We start from the raw sequence: 21181 nt of genomic DNA on the forward strand, positions 1-21181 counted from the left end.
AAGCATGCAAATGGGGCTGGATTTCACCTTGGTCGCTGAAGTCGAAGAGTTGGTAGCCGGTGTTGACGAAGTCGGTCGCGGCCCGCTTTGTGGTGCCGTGGTAACGGCTGCCGTGATCCTTGATCCGAGCCGTCCGATCCTGGGCCTGAACGATTCGAAGAAGCTCACCGAAGCACGCCGCGAAAAGCTCTACGACGAAATCTGCGAAAAGGCCCTGAGCTGGTGCATTGCCCGGGCTGAAGTCGAAGAAATCGACGAGCTGAACATCTTGCACGCCACCATGCTGGCCATGCAGCGCGCCATCGAAGGTCTGCACATTCAGCCGAAACTGGCGATGATCGACGGCAACCGCTGCCCGAAACTGTCCATGCGCGCCGAAGCGGTGGTGCAGGGCGACGGCAAGGTACCGGCCATCGCTGCCGCGTCGATTCTGGCCAAGGTCAGCCGCGACCGCGAGATGGCAGCGTTCGAATTGATTTACCCGGGTTACGGCATCGGCGGCCACAAAGGCTACCCGACGCCCGTTCACCTGGAGGCGCTGGCCCGCTTGGGTCCAACGCCGATTCACCGCCGCTCGTTCGCCCCGGTACGCCTGGCGTACGAGGCGCGGGAAAACCTGATCGAGAGTTAGTCGCAAGGCTGATGTTTTTGCCAAGGCCCGGTACAATCCGGGCCTTGTTGTCTTCACGTTTCTAGTTTCTAGACAGGATCACTATGCCGGCTTCATTCGTTCATCTACGCCTGCACACTGAGTACTCCCTGGTCGACGGTCTGGTGCGGATCAAACCGCTGGTCAAGACCCTGGTCGGCATGAACATGCCTGCCGTAGCGGTCACCGACCAGAACAACATGTGTTCCCTGGTCAAATTCTATAAAGCCGCCATGGGTGCCGGGATCAAGCCGATCTGCGGCGCCGACCTGTGGTTGTCGAACAAGGATCCGGATAACGCTCTGAGCCGGATCAGCCTGCTGGCGATGAACGCCGTGGGTTATCGCAACCTCACCGAACTGATCTCTCGCGGCTTCATCGACGGCCAGCGCAACGGCTCGGTCATCATCGAACGCGAATGGGTGGCCGAAGCCAGCGAAGGCTTGATCATGCTGTCGGCGGCGAAAGAAGGCGAGATCGGCCTGGCGATGCTCAGTGGCAACCCGGCCGAAGCGGAAAACCTGGCACGTGAATGGATGGCCGTGTTCCCGGATCGCTTTTACCTGGAAATCCAGCGCACCAACCGCCCCAACGACGAAGAACAGTTGCACGGTGCCGTGGCCCTGGCTGAAAAAATTGGTGCGCCGCTGGTCGCAACCAACGACGTGCGTTTCATCAAGCAGGAAGACTTCGCCGCCCACGAAACCCGCGTTTGCATCGGTGAGGGTCGTGCCCTCGACGATCCGCGGCGTTCGAAAAATTACAGCGATCAGCAATACCTCAAAAGCGCCGAGGAAATGGCCGAGCTGTTCAGCGACATTCCCGAAGCGCTGGAAAACACCGTCGAGATTGCCAAGCGCTGCAACATCGAAGTGAAGCTGGGCACTCACTTCCTGCCCAACTTCCCGATCCCCGATGGCATGACCATCGACGAGTATTTCCGCAAGGTTTCCTTCGATGGTCTGGAAGATCGCCTGAGCGTTCTGCTGCCCAGGGACACCACCGAAGACTACGAAACCAAACGTCAGGTTTACGTCGACCGGTTGAATTTCGAGCTGGATATCATCATCCAGATGGGTTTTCCCGGTTACTTCCTGATCGTTATGGACTTTATCCAGTGGGCCAAGAGCAACGGCGTGCCGGTGGGGCCGGGCCGTGGATCGGGTGCCGGGTCGCTGGTGGCCTACGTGCAGAAGATCACCGACCTTGACCCGCTGGAATATGACCTGCTGTTCGAACGTTTCCTTAACCCGGAACGGGTATCCATGCCCGACTTCGACGTCGACTTCTGCATGGACGGTCGTGACCGCGTGATCGATTATGTGGCCGAGAAATACGGCCGCAACGCGGTAAGCCAGATCATCACCTTCGGTTCCATGGCGGCCAAGGCTGTGGTCCGTGACGTGGCGCGGGTGCAGGGCAAGTCTTACGGTCTGGCGGATCGTCTGTCGAAGATGATTCCGTTTGAAGTCGGCATGACCCTGGAGAAGGCCTACGAGCAGGAAGAAATCCTGCGTGACTTCATCAAGGTTGATGAAGAGGCCGCAGAAATCTGGGAAATGGCCCGCAAGCTTGAAGGCGTTGTGCGTAACGTCGGTAAGCACGCCGGTGGTGTTGTTATTGCCCCGACCAAACTGACTGACTTCTCGCCGATTTATTGCGATGAGGCCGGTGATGGCCTGGTCACCCAGTTCGACAAGGACGACGTTGAGGCTGCTGGCCTGGTGAAGTTCGACTTCCTTGGTCTGCGGACCCTGACGGTCATCGACTGGGCGCTGAAAACCATCAACCGTGATCGCGCCAAGGTTGATGAGCCGCCGCTGGATATCGCGTTTATCCCGCTGGATGACAAGCCGACTTACCAGTTGCTGCAAAAAGCCGAAACCACCGCGGTGTTCCAGCTTGAGTCGCGCGGCATGAAAGAGCTGATCAAAAAGCTCAAGCCCGACTGCCTGGAAGACTTGATCGCACTGGTGGCCCTGTTCCGTCCGGGCCCGTTGCAATCGGGCATGGTGGACGACTTTATCAACCGTAAGCACGGTCGCGCCGAACTCGCGTACCCGCACTCGGACTACCAGTACGAAGGCCTCAAGCCGGTTCTGGCACCGACTTACGGCATCATCCTGTATCAGGAACAGGTGATGCAGATTGCCCAGGTCATGGCCGGTTACACCCTCGGCGGCGCGGACATGCTGCGTCGAGCCATGGGTAAGAAAAAACCCGAAGAAATGGCCAAGCAGCGCGGCGGTTTCATTGAAGGTTGCAAGACCAACAATATTGAGGCCGACCTGGCCGGTAACATTTTTGACCTGGTAGAGAAATTCGCCGGTTACGGCTTCAACAAATCCCACTCCGCCGCTTATGGCCTGGTGTCATACCAGACCGCTTGGCTGAAAACGCACTACCCGGCGCCATTCATGGCCGCGGTACTGTCGGCGGATATGCACAACACCGACAAGGTCGTGACCTTGATCGAAGAAATTCGCACCATGAAGCTGCGTCTCGACGCGCCGGATGTGAATACTTCGGAGTTCAAGTTCACGGTGAATGACGAAGGCCGGATTATCTACGGCCTCGGCGCGATCAAAGGTGTGGGCGAAGGTCCGGTGGAAGCCATCACCGAGGCGCGTCAGGAAGGTCCGTTCAAGGATCTGTTCGATTTCTGCGCCCGTGTCGATCTCAAACGTATCAACAAGCGCACCCTGGACGGTTTGATCCGCAGCGGTGCGTTGGATCGTCTGGGCCCTTACTTCCATGACGAGCAGAAAGCCTATCAGGCCAATATCGACCGCAACCGGGCGGTCTTGCTCAATGCCATGGAAGGGGCGATCAAGGCGGCCGAACAAACCGCGCGTACCCACGACAGCGGTCATGTCGACCTGTTTGGTGGTCTGTTCGTTGAAGAAGACGCCGATGTCTACGCCAATCACCGAAAAGCCAAGGAGCTGACCCTCAAGGAACGCCTGAAAGGGGAGAAAGACACCCTGGGCCTGTACCTGACCGGTCACCCGATCGACGAATACGAAGGTGAGATCCGCCGTTTCGCCCGTCAGCGCATCATCGACCTGAAACCGGCCCGTGATACCCAGACCGTCGCGGGCATGATCATCGCCCTGCGAGTCATGAAGAACAAAAAGGGCGACAAGATGGGTTTTATCACCCTCGACGACCGCTCGGGCCGGATCGAGGCGTCGTTGTTCGCCGAAGCATTCCATTCGGCGCAGTCGCTGTTGCAGACCGACGCAATGGTGGTGGTCGAAGGCGAAGTCAGTAACGACGATTTCTCCGGCGGGCTGCGGCTGCGGGTCAAGCGGGTGATGAGCATGGAAGATGCACGCACCAACCTGGCCGAAAGCCTGCGCTTGAAGCTGCAGACCCAGGATTTGAAAGGCGATCAGCTACGCTGGCTCGGTGAGTTGTTCAAGCGTCACCGTGGCGCGTGCCCGATCACTATGGAATACACCAGTCCCGATGCGAAGGCCTTGTTGCAGTTCGGCGAGACCTGGCGGATCGACCCGGCGGATGCCTTGATTCAAGCCCTGCGTGACCAGTTCGGGCGAGACAACGTCTTCCTCCAATACCGTTGACGGTCAGGTGCTATAGAAGCGCCTGATCTCGACCTGAATTTTTAATCTCGACCTGAACGCGCCTCTCCCTTAAGGTAGGGCGCGAATAGACAACCGGCCGGCCCAAGCTCTCTTGGATGTCGACCCAAGACGGACGCCTATGAACCCGAATTTTCTAGATTTCGAACAGCCGATCGCCGACCTGCAAGCCAAGATCGAAGAGTTGCGCTTGGTCGGTAATGACAATTCGCTGAATATCGGCGATGAGATCTCCCGCCTGCAGGACAAAAGCAGCACGCTGACCGAAGACATCTTCGGCAAGCTGACCAGCTGGCAGATCGCGCGTCTGGCGCGTCACCCGAAACGTCCGTACACCCTGGACTACATCGAACACATCTTCACCGAGTTCGATGAACTGCACGGCGACCGTCACTTCTCCGACGACGCTGCCATTGTCGGCGGCATTGCCCGTCTGGACGACCAGCCAGTAATGATCATCGGTCACCAGAAAGGCCGTGAAGTGCGCGAGAAAGTTCGCCGCAACTTCGGCATGCCGCGTCCGGAAGGCTACCGCAAGGCGTGCCGCCTGATGGAAATGGCCGAACGTTTCAAGATGCCGATCCTGACCTTCATCGACACCCCGGGTGCTTACCCTGGTATCGACGCTGAAGAGCGCAACCAGAGCGAAGCGATTGCCTGGAACCTGCGCGTCATGGCACGCCTGAAAACCCCAATCATCGCCACCGTGATCGGTGAAGGTGGTTCCGGTGGTGCTCTGGCGATCGGCGTTTGCGATCAACTGAACATGCTGCAGTACTCGACTTACGCGGTGATTTCACCGGAAGGTTGCGCCTCGATTCTGTGGAAGACCGCCGAAAAAGCGCCGGACGCTGCTGAGGCCATGGGTATCACTGCCGAGCGCCTGAAAGGCCTGGGTATTGTGGATAAAGTGATCAGCGAGCCTTTGGGCGGCGCACACCGTAATCCGGCTGCTGCGGCTGCATCGATCCGTGCCGAGCTGAGCTCGCAGCTGGCGATGTTGAAGAAGTTCGATAACGAAGCGCTGCTGGCCCGTCGTTACGAGCGTCTGATGAGCTACGGTCTCTGATCGATCGCTCCTCCATCATGTAGGAGCAAGGCTTGCCCGCGATAAGGACGCCTCGGTTTAACAGACCGACCGCGTTATCGTTCATCGCGAGCAAGCTCGGCTCCTACAGGTTTTGGTGCGTTCATGACTCTTTACGCAACGCTTCTCAAGCAACTTGCTCCGTGGCGCAACGCTACGGCCTGGCGCATCGCCTTCTCCGGTGGTCTCGACTCCACCGTTCTGTTGCACCTTCTCGTACACCTCGCAAAAACCGAATCCCTGCCGGCGCTAAGCGCCATCCATGTTCATCACGGCCTTCAGGCTGTGGCTGATGCGTGGCCGGCTCATTGTCAGTCGGTCTGTGATGCGCTGCGTGTGCCGCTGCAGGTTGTTCGTGTGCAGGTTCAACCCGGCGCCAGCCTTGAGCGTGCAGCCCGGGATGCGCGATATGCCGCGTTCATCGAGGCGACTCAGGCCAATGAAGTGTTGATGACTGCCCAGCACCGTGACGATCAAGCGGAAACGTTGTTGTTTCGGCTGTTGCGTGGGGCAGGGGTGAGAGGGTTGTCGGGGATGCCACGCCAGCGCCCGCTCGGTAAAGGGCTGCTGCTGCGGCCATTGCTCGATGTCACTCGGGCTGACCTTGAAGCTTATGCGGCGGAGCATCGGCTGAGCTGGATCGAAGACCCTTCGAACCAGGATCGGCAATTCTCGCGAAATTACCTGCGCCATCAGGTCTTCCCGGGATTGACCAAGCGCTGGCCGCAAGCGGTAACGACCATGGCCCGCAGCGCTGCGCACCTGGGCGAAGCGCAGGGATTGCTCGATGAACTTGCGCAAATCGACCTGGCCGGCGCCAGCACTGCCACTGATTTTGATTGGCTGGGATTGCCGTCCCTGGAACTGGGGGCATTGGCAACGCTGTCCGCAGCTCGTCAGCGTAATGCCTTAAGTCATTGGCTCGAACCGCTGACGCGACTGCCGGACAGTGACCATTGGTCGGGTTGGGAGAATTTACGTGATGCCACCGGCGATGCCTGCCCGATCTGGCGGCTGGCGGATGGCGAACTGCATCGGGCGGGTGGGCGTATCTGGTGGTTGTCCGGCAGCTGGTTGCGCACGTCGCCCGCCGTCGGAAACTGGCTTGATCCCTCGCTATCGCTGGTGTTGCCGGACAACGGCGTGCTCACACTTACCGGCCAAATCCCCGATGGCTTGCTGCATATCCGCTATCGTGAGGGAGGTGAGGTGATGAATTTGCCCGGTCGCGGCCATCGCGATCTGAAGCGATTGCTCAATGAAAGCGGCGTGCCGGGTTTCGTCCGTGGCAGATTGCCGCTGCTCTACCGAGACGAGCAATTGCTGGCGGTGGCCAACCTGCGGGGCTTGGATGGCAGTGCAAAGGACCATTGGAATTTGCATTGGCAGCCACCGCACGAAGATCTAGGTTTGAGCTGAAAGGGGCTTTCCGGTAGACTACGCTCCCTTCTTGATACAACTTCTGTGGATTCGCCTGAATTGCAGGAGTTGCCGATTACCAAGCAGTCTTTGCTGGGCGATTCCAAAAAATGTGTAGCGAGCAACGTACCGGTGTTTCATCTTCCGGTCTGTCCCAACGCGGCGGTTTTTTTGAAAGGTGCACTGTGATTAATGCAGGTGATCGGGGGCTTCGGCCTTCCTTCGCTTTCCCCGGCGGCTCGGACCGCTTTAACGCAGACTTCTAGGGTTTTTCATGACGCGCTACATATTCGTCACGGGCGGTGTTGTTTCTTCATTGGGGAAAGGCATCGCATCGGCTTCATTGGCGGCCATCCTGGAGGCGCGGGGACTTAAGGTCACCATGCTGAAGCTGGACCCGTACATCAACGTTGACCCGGGCACCATGAGCCCGTTCCAGCACGGTGAAGTGTTCGTCACCCACGACGGCGCCGAGACCGACCTGGACCTGGGCCACTACGAGCGGTTCATCCGCACGACCATGACCCAGAACAACAACTTCACCACCGGCCGTGTCTACGAACACGTCCTGCGCAAAGAGCGCCGTGGTGATTACCTGGGCGCCACCATTCAGGTGATCCCGCACATCACCGACGAAATCAAGCGCCGGATCATCAAGGGCGCCGGCGATGCCGACGTGGCCATGGTCGAGATCGGTGGCACCGTGGGTGACATCGAGTCCCAGCCGTTCCTCGAAGCGATCCGTCAATTGCGTTTCGAAGTCGGCGCCAAGCGCGCGATGCTGATGCACCTGACACTGGTGCCGTATATCGCCACTGCCGGCGAAACCAAAACCAAGCCTACTCAGCACTCGGTCAAGGAACTGCGTTCCATCGGCCTGCAGCCTGACGTGCTGGTCTGCCGTTCCGATCACCCGATCGACATCTCCTCGCGTCGCAAGATCGCTCAGTTCACCAACGTTGAAGAACGTGCGGTGATTGCGCTGGAAGACGCCGATACCATCTACAAGATCCCGGGCATCCTGCACTCCCAGGGCCTGGATGATTTCGTTGTCGAGCGTTTCGGCCTGCAATGTGGCAGCGCCGATCTGTCCGAGTGGGAAGCCGTGGTCGACGCCAAGCTCAACCCTGAGCATGAAGTCACCATCGCGATGGTCGGCAAGTACATGGAACTGCTGGACGCCTACAAGTCGCTGATCGAAGCGATGAGTCACGCCGGCATCAGCAACCGCACCAAGGTCAACCTGCGCTACATCGACTCCGAAGACATCGAAAACCAGGGCACTGCGCTGCTGGAAGGTGTCGACGCGATTCTGGTACCTGGTGGCTTCGGTCTGCGAGGCGTGGAAGGCAAGATCACTGCCGTTCAATTCGCTCGCGAAAACAAGGTTCCGTACCTGGGCATCTGCCTGGGCATGCAAGTGGCCGTGATCGAGTTCGCTCGTAACGTGCTGGGCTGGAAAGACGCCAACTCCACCGAGTTCGATCGCGCCAGCGGTCATCCGGTCGTGGGTCTGATCACCGAGTGGGAAGATGCCACCGGCGCCGTCGAAACCCGTACCGAAACGTCCGATCTGGGCGGCACCATGCGCCTTGGCGCTCAGGATTGCCTGCTGGAATCGGGTTCCCTGGTGCACGATTGCTACGCCAAGGACGTGATCGTCGAGCGTCACCGTCACCGCTACGAAGTGAACAACAACCTGCTGCCACAAATCATGGAAGCCGGTCTGAAAATCACTGGTCGTTCCGGTGATGGCGCCCTGGTAGAAGTGGTTGAAGCTCCGGATCATCCATGGTTCGTCGCTTGCCAGTTCCACCCTGAGTTCACCTCGACACCACGCGACGGTCACCCGTTGTTCAGCGGTTTCGTTAAAGCAGCTTTGGTTCAACACCAGAAGAAGGCGTAAATCCGATGGCCCAGAAGATCATCCGCGTAGGCGATATCGAGATTGCCAACGACAAGCCAATGGTGCTTTTCGGTGGCATGAACGTGCTGGAAAGCCGCGACATGGCGATGCAGGTCTGCGAAGAATACGTAAAGGTCACCCAGAAACTCGGTATCCCTTACGTGTTCAAGGCCAGCTTCGACAAGGCCAACCGTTCCTCCGTGACCTCTTACCGTGGCCCCGGCCTGGAAGAGGGCATGCGGATTTTCCAGGACATCAAGCAGGCGTTCGGCGTGCCGATCATCACCGACGTCCACGAGCCTGATCAGGCCGCGGTCGTCGCTGAAGTCTGCGATATCATCCAGCTGCCGGCCTTCTTGTCGCGCCAGACCGACCTGGTGGTTGCGATGGCCAAGACCGGTGCGGTGATCAACATCAAGAAAGCCCAGTTCCTCGCACCTCAGGAGATGAAACACATCCTGAACAAGTGCGTGGAAGCGGGTAACGATCAGTTGATCCTCTGCGAACGCGGTTCGAGCTTCGGTTACAACAACCTGGTCGTCGACATGCTTGGCTTCGGCATCATGAAGCAGTTCGAATACCCGGTGTTCTTCGACGTGACCCATGCGTTGCAAATGCCTGGCGGTCGTTCCGACTCCGCCGGTGGCCGTCGCGCTCAGGTCCTCGATCTGGCCAAGGCTGGCATGAGCCAGTCGCTGGCCGGTCTGTTTCTCGAAGCGCATCCGGACCCGGACAACGCCAAATGCGACGGCCCTTGCGCCTTGCGTCTGGACAAACTGGAGCCATTCCTGGCCCAGCTCAAAGCTTTGGACGAACTGGTGAAGAGTTTTCCGACGGTAGAAACCGCGTAATCCTCATTCTCCGTGTAGGAGCCGAGCTTGCTCGCGATGGCGCCCGAGAGAGCGCCATCAGCAAGCCGGTCTTATGCAACAATGTGACCCACAAGTTATAAATCGATCAGTACGAGCGTTTTCGTCAACTTTGGAGTGTTTACAACAATGGCAAAAATCGTCGACATCAAAGGTCGTGAAGTTCTCGACTCCCGTGGCAACCCCACCGTGGAAGCGGACGTGCTTCTCGATAACGGCATCATCGGCAGTGCTTGCGCGCCGTCCGGTGCTTCCACTGGCTCGCGTGAAGCGCTCGAGCTGCGTGATGGCGACAAGAGCCGTTACCTGGGCAAGGGCGTACTCAAAGCTGTCGCCAACATCAACGGTCCGATCCGCGACCTGTTGAAAGGTGCAGACCCAAGCGACCAGAAAGCGCTGGATCACGCAATGATCAAGCTCGACGGTACTGAAAACAAAGGCTCCCTGGGCGCCAACGCGATCCTCGCCGTTTCCCTGGCAGCCGCCAAGGCAGCCGCGCAGGACCAGGACCTGCCGCTGTACGCGCACATCGCCAACCTGAACGGCACCCCGGGTGTTTACTCGATGCCGGTTCCGATGATGAACATCATCAACGGTGGCGAGCACGCCGATAACAACGTCGACATCCAGGAATTCATGGTTCAGCCAGTAGGCGCCAAGTCTTTCTCGGAAGGTCTGCGCATGGGCACCGAGATTTTCCATCACCTGAAAGCTGTTCTGAAGGCCCGTGGCCTGAGCACTGCTGTGGGTGACGAAGGTGGTTTCGCACCGAACCTGGCCTCCAACGAAGACGCTTTGAAAGTGATCTCCGAAGCCGTGGCCAACGCCGGTTACAAGCTGGGCACCGACGTGACCCTGGCACTGGACTGCGCTGCCAGCGAATTCTACGAAGACGGTAAATACAACCTGTCCGGCGAAGGCCAGGTGTTCACCGCTGAAGGTTTCGCCGACTACCTGAAAGGCTTGACCGAGCGTTATCCGATCATCTCGATCGAAGACGGTCTGGACGAGTCCGACTGGGCTGGCTGGAAAATCCTCACCGACAAGATCGGCGAGAAGACTCAGCTGGTGGGCGACGACCTGTTCGTGACCAACACCAAGATCCTGAAAGAAGGCATCGATAAAAAGATCGCCAACTCGATCCTGATCAAGTTCAACCAGATCGGCACCCTGACCGAAACCCTGGAAGCCATCCAGATGGCCAAGGCCGCTGGTTACACCGCTGTGATCTCGCACCGCTCCGGCGAAACCGAAGATTCGACTATTGCCGACCTGGCTGTGGGCACCGCGGCTGGCCAGATCAAGACCGGTTCCCTGTGCCGTTCGGACCGTGTTTCCAAGTACAACCAACTGCTGCGTATCGAAGAGCAGTTGAATGGCAAAGCCAAGTACAACGGTCGCAGCGAATTCCGCGGCTGAGTAGCAAAGGGTAAAAAGACACCGGATTGTGTCGGAAAAATCGCTACAGCGATGGATTTGCCACTAATCTGATGCCTTATAAGCACAAGCCTGGGTCTTCCAGGCTTCGTGCTATCAGAAGCTTCAAAGTTTTGGCATGGCTGTCTTTTTTCACTGGATACCTGATATTCGATGCGCAGTCCCAATTGGTTGTTCCTCGTCTTGCTCCTGCTGCTGGCTGGCCTGCAATACCGCCTGTGGGTGGGTAATGGCAGTCTGGCGCAAGTGGCTGAACTGACTCAGCAGATCGCAGATCAACACGCTGAGAACGAGGGGCTGCTTGAGCGCAATCGGGTGATGGACGCTGAAGTCAGTGAATTGAAAAAGGGCATGGAGACCGTTGAAGAGCGGGCTCGTCATGAGTTGGGCATGGTCAAGGACGGTGAAACCCTTTACCAGTTGGCTCAATGAATCCCTCGTTACCAGCCTTCTGGGCTGTAATTCCTGCCGCGGGCGTCGGTGCCCGTATGGCCGCGGACCGTCCCAAGCAATACTTGCAACTGGGCGGGCGCACTATTCTCGAACACAGCCTCGGCTGTTTCCTTGATCATCCTTCCCTGAAAGGGTTGGTGGTCAGTCTTGCTGTTGATGATCCTTATTGGCCTAACCTGGCGTGTGCTGGCGATCCGCGAATTCAGCGGGTTGAAGGTGGCTCCGAGCGTTCCGGGTCGGTACTCAATGCGTTGCTGCATTTGCATGCGCAAGGCGCTGACGATGAGGATTGGGTGTTGGTTCACGATGCCGCGCGGCCGAATCTGAGCCGTGATGATCTGGACAAGTTGCTGGGTGAACTCGCAGATGATCCGGTTGGCGGACTGCTGGCGGTTCCGGCACGCGATACCCTCAAGCGGGTCGACAAGCACGGTCGCGTGGTCGAAACCGTGGATCGCAGTGTTATCTGGCAAGCCTATACGCCGCAGATGTTTCGCCTTGGTGCATTGCATCGGGCGTTGGCCGACAGCCTGGTGGCCGATGCGGTCATCACTGACGAAGCTTCAGCAATGGAGTGGGCAGGCCTGGCGCCGCGACTGATTGAAGGCCGGTCCGACAACCTCAAGGTCACGCGCCCCGAAGACCTGGAATGGTTGCGCCAGCGCTGGGCTAATCGCTGCTAAAAGATCGCAGCCTGCGGCAGCTCCTACAGGAAACCGCATTCCAATGTAGGAGCTGCCGCAGGCTGCGATCTTTTGATCTTAAACCCGATACTCCGGCCGCTCGGCCAACCCTTCTTTCAGATAATCCACCAGCTTGCGCACCTTCGGCGACAAATGCCGTTGCTGCGGATAAAGCGCCCACACGGCGGTGTTCGGCGGTTGGTGGGCTTCCAGCAGCGAAATCAACTCACCGCTTTTAAGGTGCTCCAGCACGTAATAGTCCGGCAACTGACACAAACCCACTCCCTGTAACGCCGCATCCAGCACCGCTTGCCCACTGTTGCAGCGCCAGTTTCCCTGCACCCGCTGGGAAAATTCCCGCCCGTTCTGTTCCAGTTGCCAGATGTCCGAGCTACCGATGAGGCAGTTGTGGCGGCTCAGTTCCGACAAGCTATGCGGGCGGCCGTAGCGTTCCAGATAGGATGGCGATGCGCACAGGTACATGCGTCGTGGCGCCAGGCGTGTCGCTACCAGCCGCGAGTCTTGCAGGCGACCGAGACGGATCGCCAGGTCCAGCCCTTCGTGCACGAGGTCGAGTTGACGATTGCTCAGTTCGATGTCGATTCGCAGTTGCGGATAGAGCCCCATGAAACGCGTCACCAGCGGCACGATAAATCGTTCGCCGTACGCCACGGCGCAGGTCATGCGCAGCATGCCTTTGGGTTCGCTGGTCAGGTCACCCACCGCTCGCAGTGCTTCTTCGCGACCATCCTGCAGGCGTTGGCAATGTTGCAGAAAGGTTTGCCCGGCTTCGGTCAGAGTGACCCGGCGGGTGCTGCGATAAAGCAGTCGCGTCTGAAGGCGCTCTTCGAGGCGTACTATTTGTCGACTGATGTGGGAGGAAGAAACCCCGAGGCGTTCCGCGGCAGCCGTGAACTGACTGCACTCGGCCACGGCGACGAACTCGTCGATCCCTTCCCAGCGGTTTTCGGACATCAAGGATTATCCCTGTATGGCAATAATGTTTTGCTTTTGTCCAGATTATTCACCGTCAGGCGCTGTATTACACTCACTGTCTCGTTTTAATTCACTGGAGAATCCACATGATCAAGTCGCGCGCTGCCGTTGCCTTCGAGGCCAAGAAACCCCTCGAGATCGTTGAAGTCGATGTCGCCATGCCCAAGGCCGGTGAAGTCCTGCTGCGTGTGGTTGCCTCCGGTGTCTGCCATACCGACGCCTACACGCTGTCGGGCGCGGACCCGGAAGGTATCTTCCCGTCGATCCTCGGTCACGAAGGTGGTGCGGTAGTCGAGGCGATCGGTGAAGGCGTAACCTCCGTCGCAGTCGGCGATCATGTGATCCCGCTGTACACCCCGGAATGTCGCCAGTGCAAATTCTGTCTGTCGGGTAAAACCAACCTGTGCCAGGCGATTCGCGCGACTCAGGGTAAAGGCCTGATGCCGGATGGCACTTCGCGCTTTTCCTACAAAGGCCAACCCATTTTCCACTACATGGGGACGTCGACGTTCTCCGAGTACACCGTGCTGCCGGAAATCTCTGTCGCCAAAATTCAAAAAGAAGCGCCACTGGAAAAAGTCTGCCTGCTGGGCTGCGGTGTCACCACCGGCATCGGTGCAGTGCTTAATACCGCCAAAGTAAAACCAGGTGATACCGTCGCCATTTTCGGCCTCGGCGGCATCGGTCTGTCGGCGGTGATCGGCGCCGTCAAAGCCAAGGCTGCGCGGATCATCGCCATCGACATCAACCCGGCCAAATTCGAGATCGCCAAGCAGTTGGGTGCAACCGATTGTGTGAACCCGAAAGATTTCGATCGTCCGATCCAGGAAGTCATCGTCGACATGACCGACGGCGGCGTCGACTTTTCCTTCGAATGCATCGGAAATGTCCAATTGATGCGTGCCGCACTTGAGTGCTGCCACAAGGGGTGGGGCGAGTCGGTAATCATCGGTGTCGCCGGTGCTGGCCAGGAAATCTCCACGCGTCCATTCCAGCTGGTGACCGGTCGCGTCTGGCGCGGTTCGGCGTTCGGCGGCGTGCGTGGCCGTACCGAGTTGCCAAGCTATGTCGAGATGGCTGAAACCGGCGAAATCCCGCTGGATACGTTCATCACCCACACCATGGGCCTGGAAGATATCAACAAGGCGTTCGACCTGATGCATGAAGGCAAGAGCATCCGTTCCGTCATCCATTTCTGAGGTCGGTCATGAGCCTGGAAAATATCTCCTGCCAGAAAAGCTTCGGCGGCTGGCACAAACGCTATCGGCACCGCTCCGATGTGCTCGGCTGCGACATGGTGTTTGCCGTGTACCTGCCGCCGCAAGCGGAGCAGGGCGGCAAACTGCCGGTGCTGTACTGGTTGTCCGGCCTGACCTGCACCGACGAAAACTTCATGCAAAAGGCCGGCGCGATGCGCATGGCCGCAGAGCTGGGGCTGATCATCGTTGCTCCGGACACCAGCCCTCGCGGTCCTGATGTGCCGGGTGATCCGGATGGCGCCTGGGACTTCGGTCTCGGCGCCGGGTTTTATCTGAATGCCACGCAGGAACCCTGGTCGCGGCACTATCGGATGCATGACTATGTCGTGCAGGAACTGCCCGCATTGGTCGAAGCCCATTTCCCGGCCTCGGACAAGCGCGGCATCAGCGGTCATTCCATGGGCGGCCACGGCGCGCTGGTCTGCGCGTTACGTAATCCGGGACGCTATCAGTCGGTCTCGGCGTTCTCGCCGATCAACAATCCGATGGACTGTCCTTGGGGGCAGAAAGCCTTTTCCCGCTACCTGGGGGAAGACCGATCGAAATGGCGCGAATGGGATGCCTGCGTCCTGATTGCCGAAGCGAACGAGAAGCTGCCGCTGCTGGTCGACCAAGGTGATCGCGACGATTTCCTGGCCACCCAGCTCAAGCCTGAAGCCTTGCAACAGGCCGCCAAACTGGCCGGTCATCCGCTGACGTTGCGCCTGCAACCCGGCTATGACCACAGCTATTTCTTCATCGCCAGCTTCATAGACGATCACTTACAGCATCACGCGCGCGCCCTAGGCGTGTAATGCAGGTAGAATCACGCCCTGACAAAAATCGGGGCGTTTTTTTATGCGTATTGGCCACGGCTATGATGTGCACCGTTTCGCTGAAGGCGATTTCATTACTCTGGGCGGCGTGCGCATTGCACACGGCTTCGGGCTGCTCGCTCATTCCGACGGTGACGTCCTGCTGCACGCCTTGAGCGATGCCTTGCTCGGCGCCGCTGCGCTGGGTGATATCGGCAAACATTTTCCGGACACCGACCCGACATACAAGGGCGCCGACAGCCGAGTGCTGTTGCGTCACGTCGTCGCACTGATCCACGCCAAGGGCTGGAAAGTCGGCAACGTCGATAACACCATCGTCGCCCAGGCGCCGAAAATGGCCCCGCATATCGAATCGATGCGCGCGCTGATTGCCGCGGATCTTCAAGTTGAGTTGGATCAAGTGAACGTGAAAGCTACCACCACCGAAAAGCTCGGCTTTGTCGGTCGCGAAGAAGGCATTGCCGTGCACTCCGTTGCCTTGTTGCTGCGCGCATGAACGAACTGCAATTGCTCGGCCCACGGGCCTATGGCGAAGCCCTCGGCACCGCAGTACTGAAAGCCACGGCGGAAGATTTTCAGGTCGATGAAGTCCTCAATATCCCCCTCAGTGGCGACGGCGAACACTTGTGGATCTGGGTGGAAAAACGCGGTCTGAATACCGAAGAAGCAGCACGGCGGATCGCCAAGGCGGCGGGCGTGCCGTTGCGCACTGTCAGCTACGCGGGCCTCAAGGATCGTCAGGCGCTGACTCGCCAGTGGTTCAGCGTGCAGCTGCCGGGCAAGGCTGATCCTGATCTGTCGGCGGCGGAAAACGATACGCTGAAGATCCTCAAGACCGGCCGGCACAAACGCAAGCTGCAACGCGGTGCTCACTCGGCCAATGGCTTCACGTTGCGACTGACGCAATTCGCTGGCGACAAAGCGGCGATCGACGAGCGTCTGCAACTGATCGCCAAGCAAGGTATTCCCAATTATTTCGGCGCCCAGCGTTTTGGGTTTGACGGCGGTAACGTGGTCGATGCCCGTGCCTGGGCGGCCCGTAAAGCGTTGCCGGAGCAGCGCAACGTGCGTTCGCGTCTGCTCTCCACAGCGCGCAGTTTTCTGTTTAATCAGGTGTTGGCGGCGCGTGTCGCCGATGGCAGCTGGCAGCGGGCCCAGGTTGGCGATCTGCTGGCCTTCACCGACAGTCGCAGCTTCTTTCCGGCAGGTGTTGCCGAGTGCAGCGACCCGCGTCTGGCGATTCTCGATCTGCACCCGACCGGTCCGCAGTGGGGCGAAGGTGACTCGCCGGCCACTGGCGCTGTCCATGAACTGGAGCAGGCAATCGCCACTCGCGAAGCGGACTTGCGTGATTGGTTGATTAACGCCGGTATGAGCCACGAACGTCGCATCCTGCGGCTGCCCATTAGTGGGTTGACGTGGCATTATCTCGAGCCTGACATTCTGCAACTGGAATTCGTCCTCCCGGCCGGATGCTTCGCCACCGTATTGGTGCGCGAGCTTGTTGATCTGGTGCCGGTGGGGCAGACGGACAGCCCATGCGTATTCTGATTTCTAACGACGATGGGGTAACCGCACCCGGTCTCGCCGCGCTTTATGCTGCGCTGGCGGATTACACCGAGTGCGTGGTTATCGCCCCGGACCAAGACAAAAGCGGCGCCAGCAGCTCGCTGACGCTCGACCGTCCGTTACACCCGCAAACCCTGGCCAACGGCTTTATCAGCCTCAATGGCACACCGACCGATTGTGTGCACCTGGGCCTCAATGGCTTGCTGGAACGCGAGGCGGACATGGTGGTTTCGGGCATCAACCTGGGCGCCAACCTGGGTGATGACGTGTTGTATTCCGGCACCGTGGCGGCGGCCCTTGAGGGACGTTTCCTGGCACGTCCTTCGTTTGCCTTTTCGTTGGTCTCACGGCAAGTGGAGAACCTTCCCACAGCCGCGTACTTTGCGCGCAAACTGGTAGAGGCTCACGCGGACCTTGAACTGCCACCGCGTACGGTACTGAACGTGAACATTCCCAATTTGCCGCTGGACCACATCCGCGGTATTCAGCTGACCCGCCTCGGACATCGCGCACGTGCTGCAGCGCCGATGAAAGTGGTCGATCCGCGCGGTAAATCCGGTTACTGGATTGCGGCGGCGGGGGATGCCGAAGACGGCGGCCCGGGCACCGATTTTCATGCGGTAATGCAAGGCTATGTTTCAATCACCCCACTGCAACTGGATCGCACCTTTAATGATGCCTTCAGAAGTCTCGATGGCTGGCTGGAGGGGCTGAACTAATGGCTCGTGAACAAGACGATATTCTGCGTCGTGGCATCGGGATGACCTCACAACGGACCCGTGAGCGCCTTATTCAGCGCCTGTATGAAGAGGGGATTTGCAACGCCAAGGTGCTGGAAGTCATTCGCCGTACACCGCGTCACCTGTTCGTCGATGAGGCGCTGGCTCACCGCGCCTACGAAGACACGGCATTGCCGATCGGCAATAACCAGACCATCTCGCAGCCTTATATGGTGGCTCGCATGAGCGAGCTGCTGCTGGAGGCAGGTCCTCTCGACAAGGTGATGGAAATCGGCACCGGATCGGGCTACCAGACGGCGGTGCTGTCGCAACTGGTCGAGCGGGTATTTTCCGTCGAACGCATCAAGGTTCTGCAAGACCGGGCCAAGGAACGCCTGGTTGAACTGAACCTGCGCAACGTGGTGTTCCGCTGGGGCGATGGTTGGGAAGGCTGGCCGGCGCTGGCACCTTACAACGGCATTATCGTGACTGCGGTGGCGACCGATGTACCTCAGGCGCTGCTTGATCAATTGGCACCGGGAGGGCGGCTGGTGATCCCGGTCGGATCGGGTGAGGTTCAACAATTGATGCTGATCATCCGGGAAGAGCAGGGCTTTTCCAGGCGTGTTCTGGGGGCTGTACGCTTCGTCCCGTTACTCAATGGGCCACTTGCCTGAGCATTTGTTTCAGGGCGCTGAATTCTCTTCGATTGCTTCTGTCTTACAGCGGCGTCGATCAGTTAAACGGGATTCATCGTCAGGCAGCAAACGTGTGCGCGAAGGCATTTCGCTTCATTAAAGGTAAAGCCTGCACGGCCCGTTATACTTGCGACATTTCATGCCGGAACACGGCAATCCACATTTTCAGCCACCACAAAGGGAGCGGCGGGTGAGTCTCACAGTCATTGCGCAGCGAATGGGTAAAAAGAGCTTTCAGCGCCTGGTGACTGGCCTTGTCTTGAGCACCTTGCTGGTCGGTTGCTCCAGCAACAAGTCGAGTGATGTACGCGTCGTCGAACGCAACAATGCCGTCGCCCAGCGTCCGGCAGTGACCACGGGTCAATACGTCGTCCGACCTAAAGACACCTTGTTCTCCATTGCCTTTCGCTACGGCTGGGACTACAAAGCCCTAGCGGCACGCAACAACATTCCTACGCCTTATACGATCCATCCGGGTCAGACGATTCGCTTTGACGGTCGCACCGGTTCAACGCCGACGCCGGTGGCCAGCTCCACCGATTCAACGCCTTCTTCGTCGCTGAAAACCACGGTTATCCGGCGCCAGGCGAATGGCGCAACCACGAGCACAACGGTGGTTGCACCGTCCGTCGGCAGCAAGCCGACCCCTGCTCCAATGCCTCCTGCCGGCCCGGCCCCGACCGGCTGGGGGTGGCCATCTAATGGCATTCTTATTGGAAAATTCTCTTCAAACGGGAGTTTGAATAAAGGAATTGATATCGCCGGGGATTTGGGACAGCCTGTTTTAGCTGCGTCTGATGGGACGGTGGTATACGCCGGGAGTGGCTTAAGGGGCTACGGCGAATTAGTCATCATCAAACACAGCGATACCTACGTTAGCGCCTACGGACATAACCGCAGGCTGTTGGTTCGGGAGGGGCAGCAGGTCAAGGTCGGACAGACAATTGCCGAAATGGGGTCAACGGGTACAGACCGGGTGAAGCTGCATTTTGAGATTCGCCGACAAGGTAAACCAGTAGATCCGCTGCAATTCCTGCCGCGTCGTTGATCGCTTTCCAGCCTGTTCCGTCGCGTAGAGGGAACAGGTTCCAGCGTTGCCAAGGATAAAGGCGCCGCTTGAGCCTGAGGTCGAACTCACCAAAGGACTATAACAATGGCTCTCAGTAAAGAAGTGCCGGAGTTTGACATCGACGATGAGGTTCTCCTGATGGAGACCGGCATCGGTACGGATTCGATGTCGAATGATGAAGGGGCTGCTCCACCTTCCGTTCGTGCCAAATCCAAACACTCCGCCTCGTTAAAGCAACACAAGTACATTGACTACACGCGTGCGCTCGATGCCACGCAGCTGTACCTCAATGAGATTGGTTTTTCCCCTTTGCTATCCCCCGAAGAAGAAGTTCATTTTGCGCGCTTGTCGCAAAGTGGAGATCCGGCCGGGCGCAAACGCATGATTGAAAGTAACCTGCGGCTGGTGGTGAAAATCGCCCGGCGTTACGTCAATCGTGGTCTGTCGCTACTTGACCTGATCGAAGAGGGCAACCTCGGTCTTATCCGGGCGGTAGAGAAGTTCGACCCCGAACGCGGCTTCCGCTTTTCGACCTACGCGACCTGGTGGATTCGTCAGACCATCGAGCGCGCGATCATGAATCAGACCCGGACCATCCGGTTGCCGATTCATGTGGTCAAGGAGCTCAACGTGTACCTGCGGGCTGCACGGGAGCTGACGCAAAAACTCGATCACGAACCCTCACCCGAAGAAATTGCCAACCTGCTGGAAAAACCAGTGGGCGAGGTCAAGCGCATGCTCGGCCTGAACGAGCGGGTTTCTTCGGTCGACGTCTCGCTGGGTCCGGATTCGGATAAAACCCTGCTGGACACCCTTACCGATGACCGTCCAACCGATCCATGTGAACTGTTGCAGGATGACGACCTGTCTCAGAGCATCGATCAATGGCTCTCGGAGCTGACCGACAAGCAACGTGAAGTGGTGATACGCCGCTTCGGCCTGCGCGGCCACGAGAGCAGCACGCTTGAAGATGTAGGCCTGGAGATTGGCCTGACCCGGGAGCGGGTCAGACAGATTCAGGTTGAAGGCCTGAAGCGTCTTCGGGAGATTCTCGAGAAGAATGGCCTGTCGAGCGAGTCGCTGTTTCAATAAGTAATTTGCTGGCTGGTATTAAGAAGCCCCGACTGGTTCGGGGTTTTTTATTACCTGGGAAACGGACTAGGAGTTCCCTCCGTCATCTCTCTGGTTTGTAGTCTCTCGCTGTAAGTGTTTGCTTACTCTTTCGTAAGTGTTCGCTAATTCAATGGGTAGCAGTCGTACATATTCCTACGTGAGAAAAGATTAACTAATTGATTTATAGGCTAATTTTTTTAGATGAATAGCTTGTGACAGGCAGTTTCAGCTATCGGGGGCGATTGCTCTTGGTAGGGAATTCTCTAGTATCTGAACTGTGTCGACGGACAGACACACCCTTCAAGGATGAGGGGGAAGGACATCGCAGGAAGCGATTCATCAGGACGATGAAAAGGAACACAGGGAATAGGGAAAAAACGTGGGCGGGTCAAACCGCCCCTTTTTTTGCCTGCAGAAAAGCAAAAAGGCCCGCAAGGGGCCTTTTCGAGAACGCGGGGGTAATCAGCGTTCGAGGTCTTTGATCTTGCCTTTGACGCCATCCCACTCTTCGGCATCGGGCAACGATTCTTTCTTCTCGGTGATGTTGGGCCAGATTTCCGCCAGCTCAACGTTCAGCTGAATAAATTGCTGCATGTCTTCCGGGACTTCATCTTCGGAGAAGATGGCCACGGCAGGGCATTCTGGTTCGCACAGTGCGCAGTCGATGCACTCATCCGGGTGAATCACCAGGAAATTCGGGCCTTCGTAAAAGCAGTCCACCGGACAGACTTCTACGCAGTCGGTGTACTTGCACTTGATGCAGTTGTCGGTGACGACGAAGGTCATTTCTAATTTTCTCCTCAGGCGGCGGCAGCGGAGCCCCTTCACGTTGGGG

19 protein-coding genes are annotated in these 21181 nt (G+C 58.2%); 17 read left to right on the forward strand and 2 right to left on the reverse strand.

The features are described from left to right. The first annotated feature begins 4 nt into the window (after positions 1 to 4). From rnhB to ispD, 9 genes are all read left to right on the forward strand, one after another. Positions 5 to 631 (forward strand): ribonuclease HII, encoded by a 627-nt coding sequence (gene rnhB / locus PMI27_RS08005; protein WP_008154045.1) that lies wholly within the window; start codon positions 5 to 7, stop codon positions 629 to 631. 83 nt (positions 632 to 714) lie between these two features. Next, the gene (gene dnaE / locus PMI27_RS08000; protein ID WP_008154042.1) at positions 715 to 4236 is read left to right on the forward strand and encodes a DNA polymerase III subunit alpha; all 3522 of its coding nucleotides are present in this window, start codon (positions 715 to 717) and stop codon (positions 4234 to 4236) included. Positions 4237 to 4375: 139 nt separating this feature from the next. Beyond that, the gene (locus PMI27_RS07995) at positions 4376 to 5323 is read left to right on the forward strand and encodes an acetyl-CoA carboxylase carboxyltransferase subunit alpha (protein WP_008154040.1); all 948 of its coding nucleotides are present in this window, start codon (positions 4376 to 4378) and stop codon (positions 5321 to 5323) included. Between the two features lie 123 nt (positions 5324 to 5446). Beyond that, positions 5447 to 6760 (forward strand): tRNA lysidine(34) synthetase TilS, encoded by a 1314-nt coding sequence (gene tilS / locus PMI27_RS07990; protein ID WP_008154038.1) that lies wholly within the window; start codon positions 5447 to 5449, stop codon positions 6758 to 6760. Between the two features lie 274 nt (positions 6761 to 7034). Then, positions 7035 to 8666: a CTP synthase gene (locus PMI27_RS07985; protein ID WP_008154036.1), complete on the forward strand. Its 1632-nt coding sequence runs from the start codon at positions 7035 to 7037 to the stop codon at positions 8664 to 8666. A gap of 5 nt (positions 8667 to 8671) precedes the next feature. Further along, positions 8672 to 9517: a 3-deoxy-8-phosphooctulonate synthase gene (gene kdsA / locus PMI27_RS07980; protein ID WP_008154034.1), complete on the forward strand. Its 846-nt coding sequence runs from the start codon at positions 8672 to 8674 to the stop codon at positions 9515 to 9517. Between the two features lie 147 nt (positions 9518 to 9664). Continuing rightward, complete coding sequence (gene eno / locus PMI27_RS07975) at positions 9665 to 10954, forward strand: phosphopyruvate hydratase (RefSeq protein ID WP_008154033.1); 1290 nt, start codon at positions 9665 to 9667, stop codon at positions 10952 to 10954. Between the two features lie 171 nt (positions 10955 to 11125). Beyond that, entirely contained in the window at positions 11126 to 11404 is a 279-nt protein-coding gene (gene ftsB / locus PMI27_RS07970) for a cell division protein FtsB (RefSeq protein ID WP_008028992.1), read from the forward strand. Next, positions 11401 to 12108, forward strand: coding sequence for a 2-C-methyl-D-erythritol 4-phosphate cytidylyltransferase (ispD, locus tag PMI27_RS07965; protein ID WP_008154030.1), 708 nt, complete (start codon positions 11401 to 11403; stop codon positions 12106 to 12108). Before ftsB ends, ispD begins: the two co-directional genes overlap by 4 nt. A 78-nt stretch (positions 12109 to 12186) precedes the next feature. Here ispD and PMI27_RS07960 read toward each other — a convergent pair whose 3' ends face one another. Beyond that, the gene (locus PMI27_RS07960) at positions 12187 to 13083 is read right to left on the reverse strand and encodes a LysR substrate-binding domain-containing protein (RefSeq protein ID WP_008154028.1); all 897 of its coding nucleotides are present in this window, start codon (positions 13081 to 13083) and stop codon (positions 12187 to 12189) included. 107 nt (positions 13084 to 13190) lie between these two features. Between PMI27_RS07960 and PMI27_RS07955 the strand changes: the two genes are divergently transcribed. From PMI27_RS07955 to rpoS, 8 genes are all read left to right on the forward strand, one after another. Continuing rightward, the gene (locus tag PMI27_RS07955) at positions 13191 to 14303 is read left to right on the forward strand and encodes an S-(hydroxymethyl)glutathione dehydrogenase/class III alcohol dehydrogenase (RefSeq protein ID WP_008154027.1); all 1113 of its coding nucleotides are present in this window, start codon (positions 13191 to 13193) and stop codon (positions 14301 to 14303) included. Positions 14304 to 14311: 8 nt separating this feature from the next. Beyond that, complete coding sequence (gene fghA / locus PMI27_RS07950) at positions 14312 to 15157, forward strand: S-formylglutathione hydrolase (protein ID WP_008154025.1); 846 nt, start codon at positions 14312 to 14314, stop codon at positions 15155 to 15157. 43 nt (positions 15158 to 15200) lie between these two features. Next, on the forward strand, positions 15201 to 15674 hold the full coding sequence (ispF, locus tag PMI27_RS07945) for a 2-C-methyl-D-erythritol 2,4-cyclodiphosphate synthase (protein WP_008154023.1): 474 nt from the start codon (positions 15201 to 15203) through the stop codon (positions 15672 to 15674). Continuing rightward, entirely contained in the window at positions 15671 to 16729 is a 1059-nt protein-coding gene (gene truD / locus PMI27_RS07940) for a tRNA pseudouridine(13) synthase TruD (protein ID WP_008154021.1), read from the forward strand. Before ispF ends, truD begins: the two co-directional genes overlap by 4 nt. Continuing rightward, the gene (gene surE / locus PMI27_RS07935) at positions 16717 to 17466 is read left to right on the forward strand and encodes a 5'/3'-nucleotidase SurE (RefSeq protein WP_008154019.1); all 750 of its coding nucleotides are present in this window, start codon (positions 16717 to 16719) and stop codon (positions 17464 to 17466) included. Before truD ends, surE begins: the two co-directional genes overlap by 13 nt. A 41-nt stretch (positions 17467 to 17507) precedes the next feature. Beyond that, positions 17508 to 18143 carry a protein-L-isoaspartate(D-aspartate) O-methyltransferase gene (locus PMI27_RS07930; RefSeq protein WP_177327881.1) on the forward strand — a complete coding sequence of 212 codons (636 nt, stop codon included), beginning with the start codon at positions 17508 to 17510 and terminating at the stop codon, positions 18141 to 18143. A 211-nt stretch (positions 18144 to 18354) separates the two neighbouring features. Then, a complete protein-coding gene (locus PMI27_RS30660) occupies positions 18355 to 19212 on the forward strand; it encodes a peptidoglycan DD-metalloendopeptidase family protein (RefSeq protein WP_008154014.1) in 858 nt (285 codons plus the stop codon). 105 nt (positions 19213 to 19317) lie between these two features. Then, positions 19318 to 20325, forward strand: a complete 1008-nt coding sequence (rpoS, locus tag PMI27_RS07920; RefSeq protein ID WP_008154012.1) for an RNA polymerase sigma factor RpoS — start codon at positions 19318 to 19320, stop codon at positions 20323 to 20325. Between the two features lie 483 nt (positions 20326 to 20808). Here the strand turns inward: rpoS and fdxA are convergent, their stop codons facing one another. Beyond that, positions 20809 to 21132, reverse strand: coding sequence for a ferredoxin FdxA (fdxA, locus tag PMI27_RS07915; RefSeq protein WP_008154011.1), 324 nt, complete (start codon positions 21130 to 21132; stop codon positions 20809 to 20811). Positions 21133 to 21181: the final 49 nt, after the last annotated feature.

This window comes from Pseudomonas sp. GM41(2012) (assembly GCF_000282315.2).
Lineage (GTDB): Bacteria > Pseudomonadota > Gammaproteobacteria > Pseudomonadales > Pseudomonadaceae > Aquipseudomonas.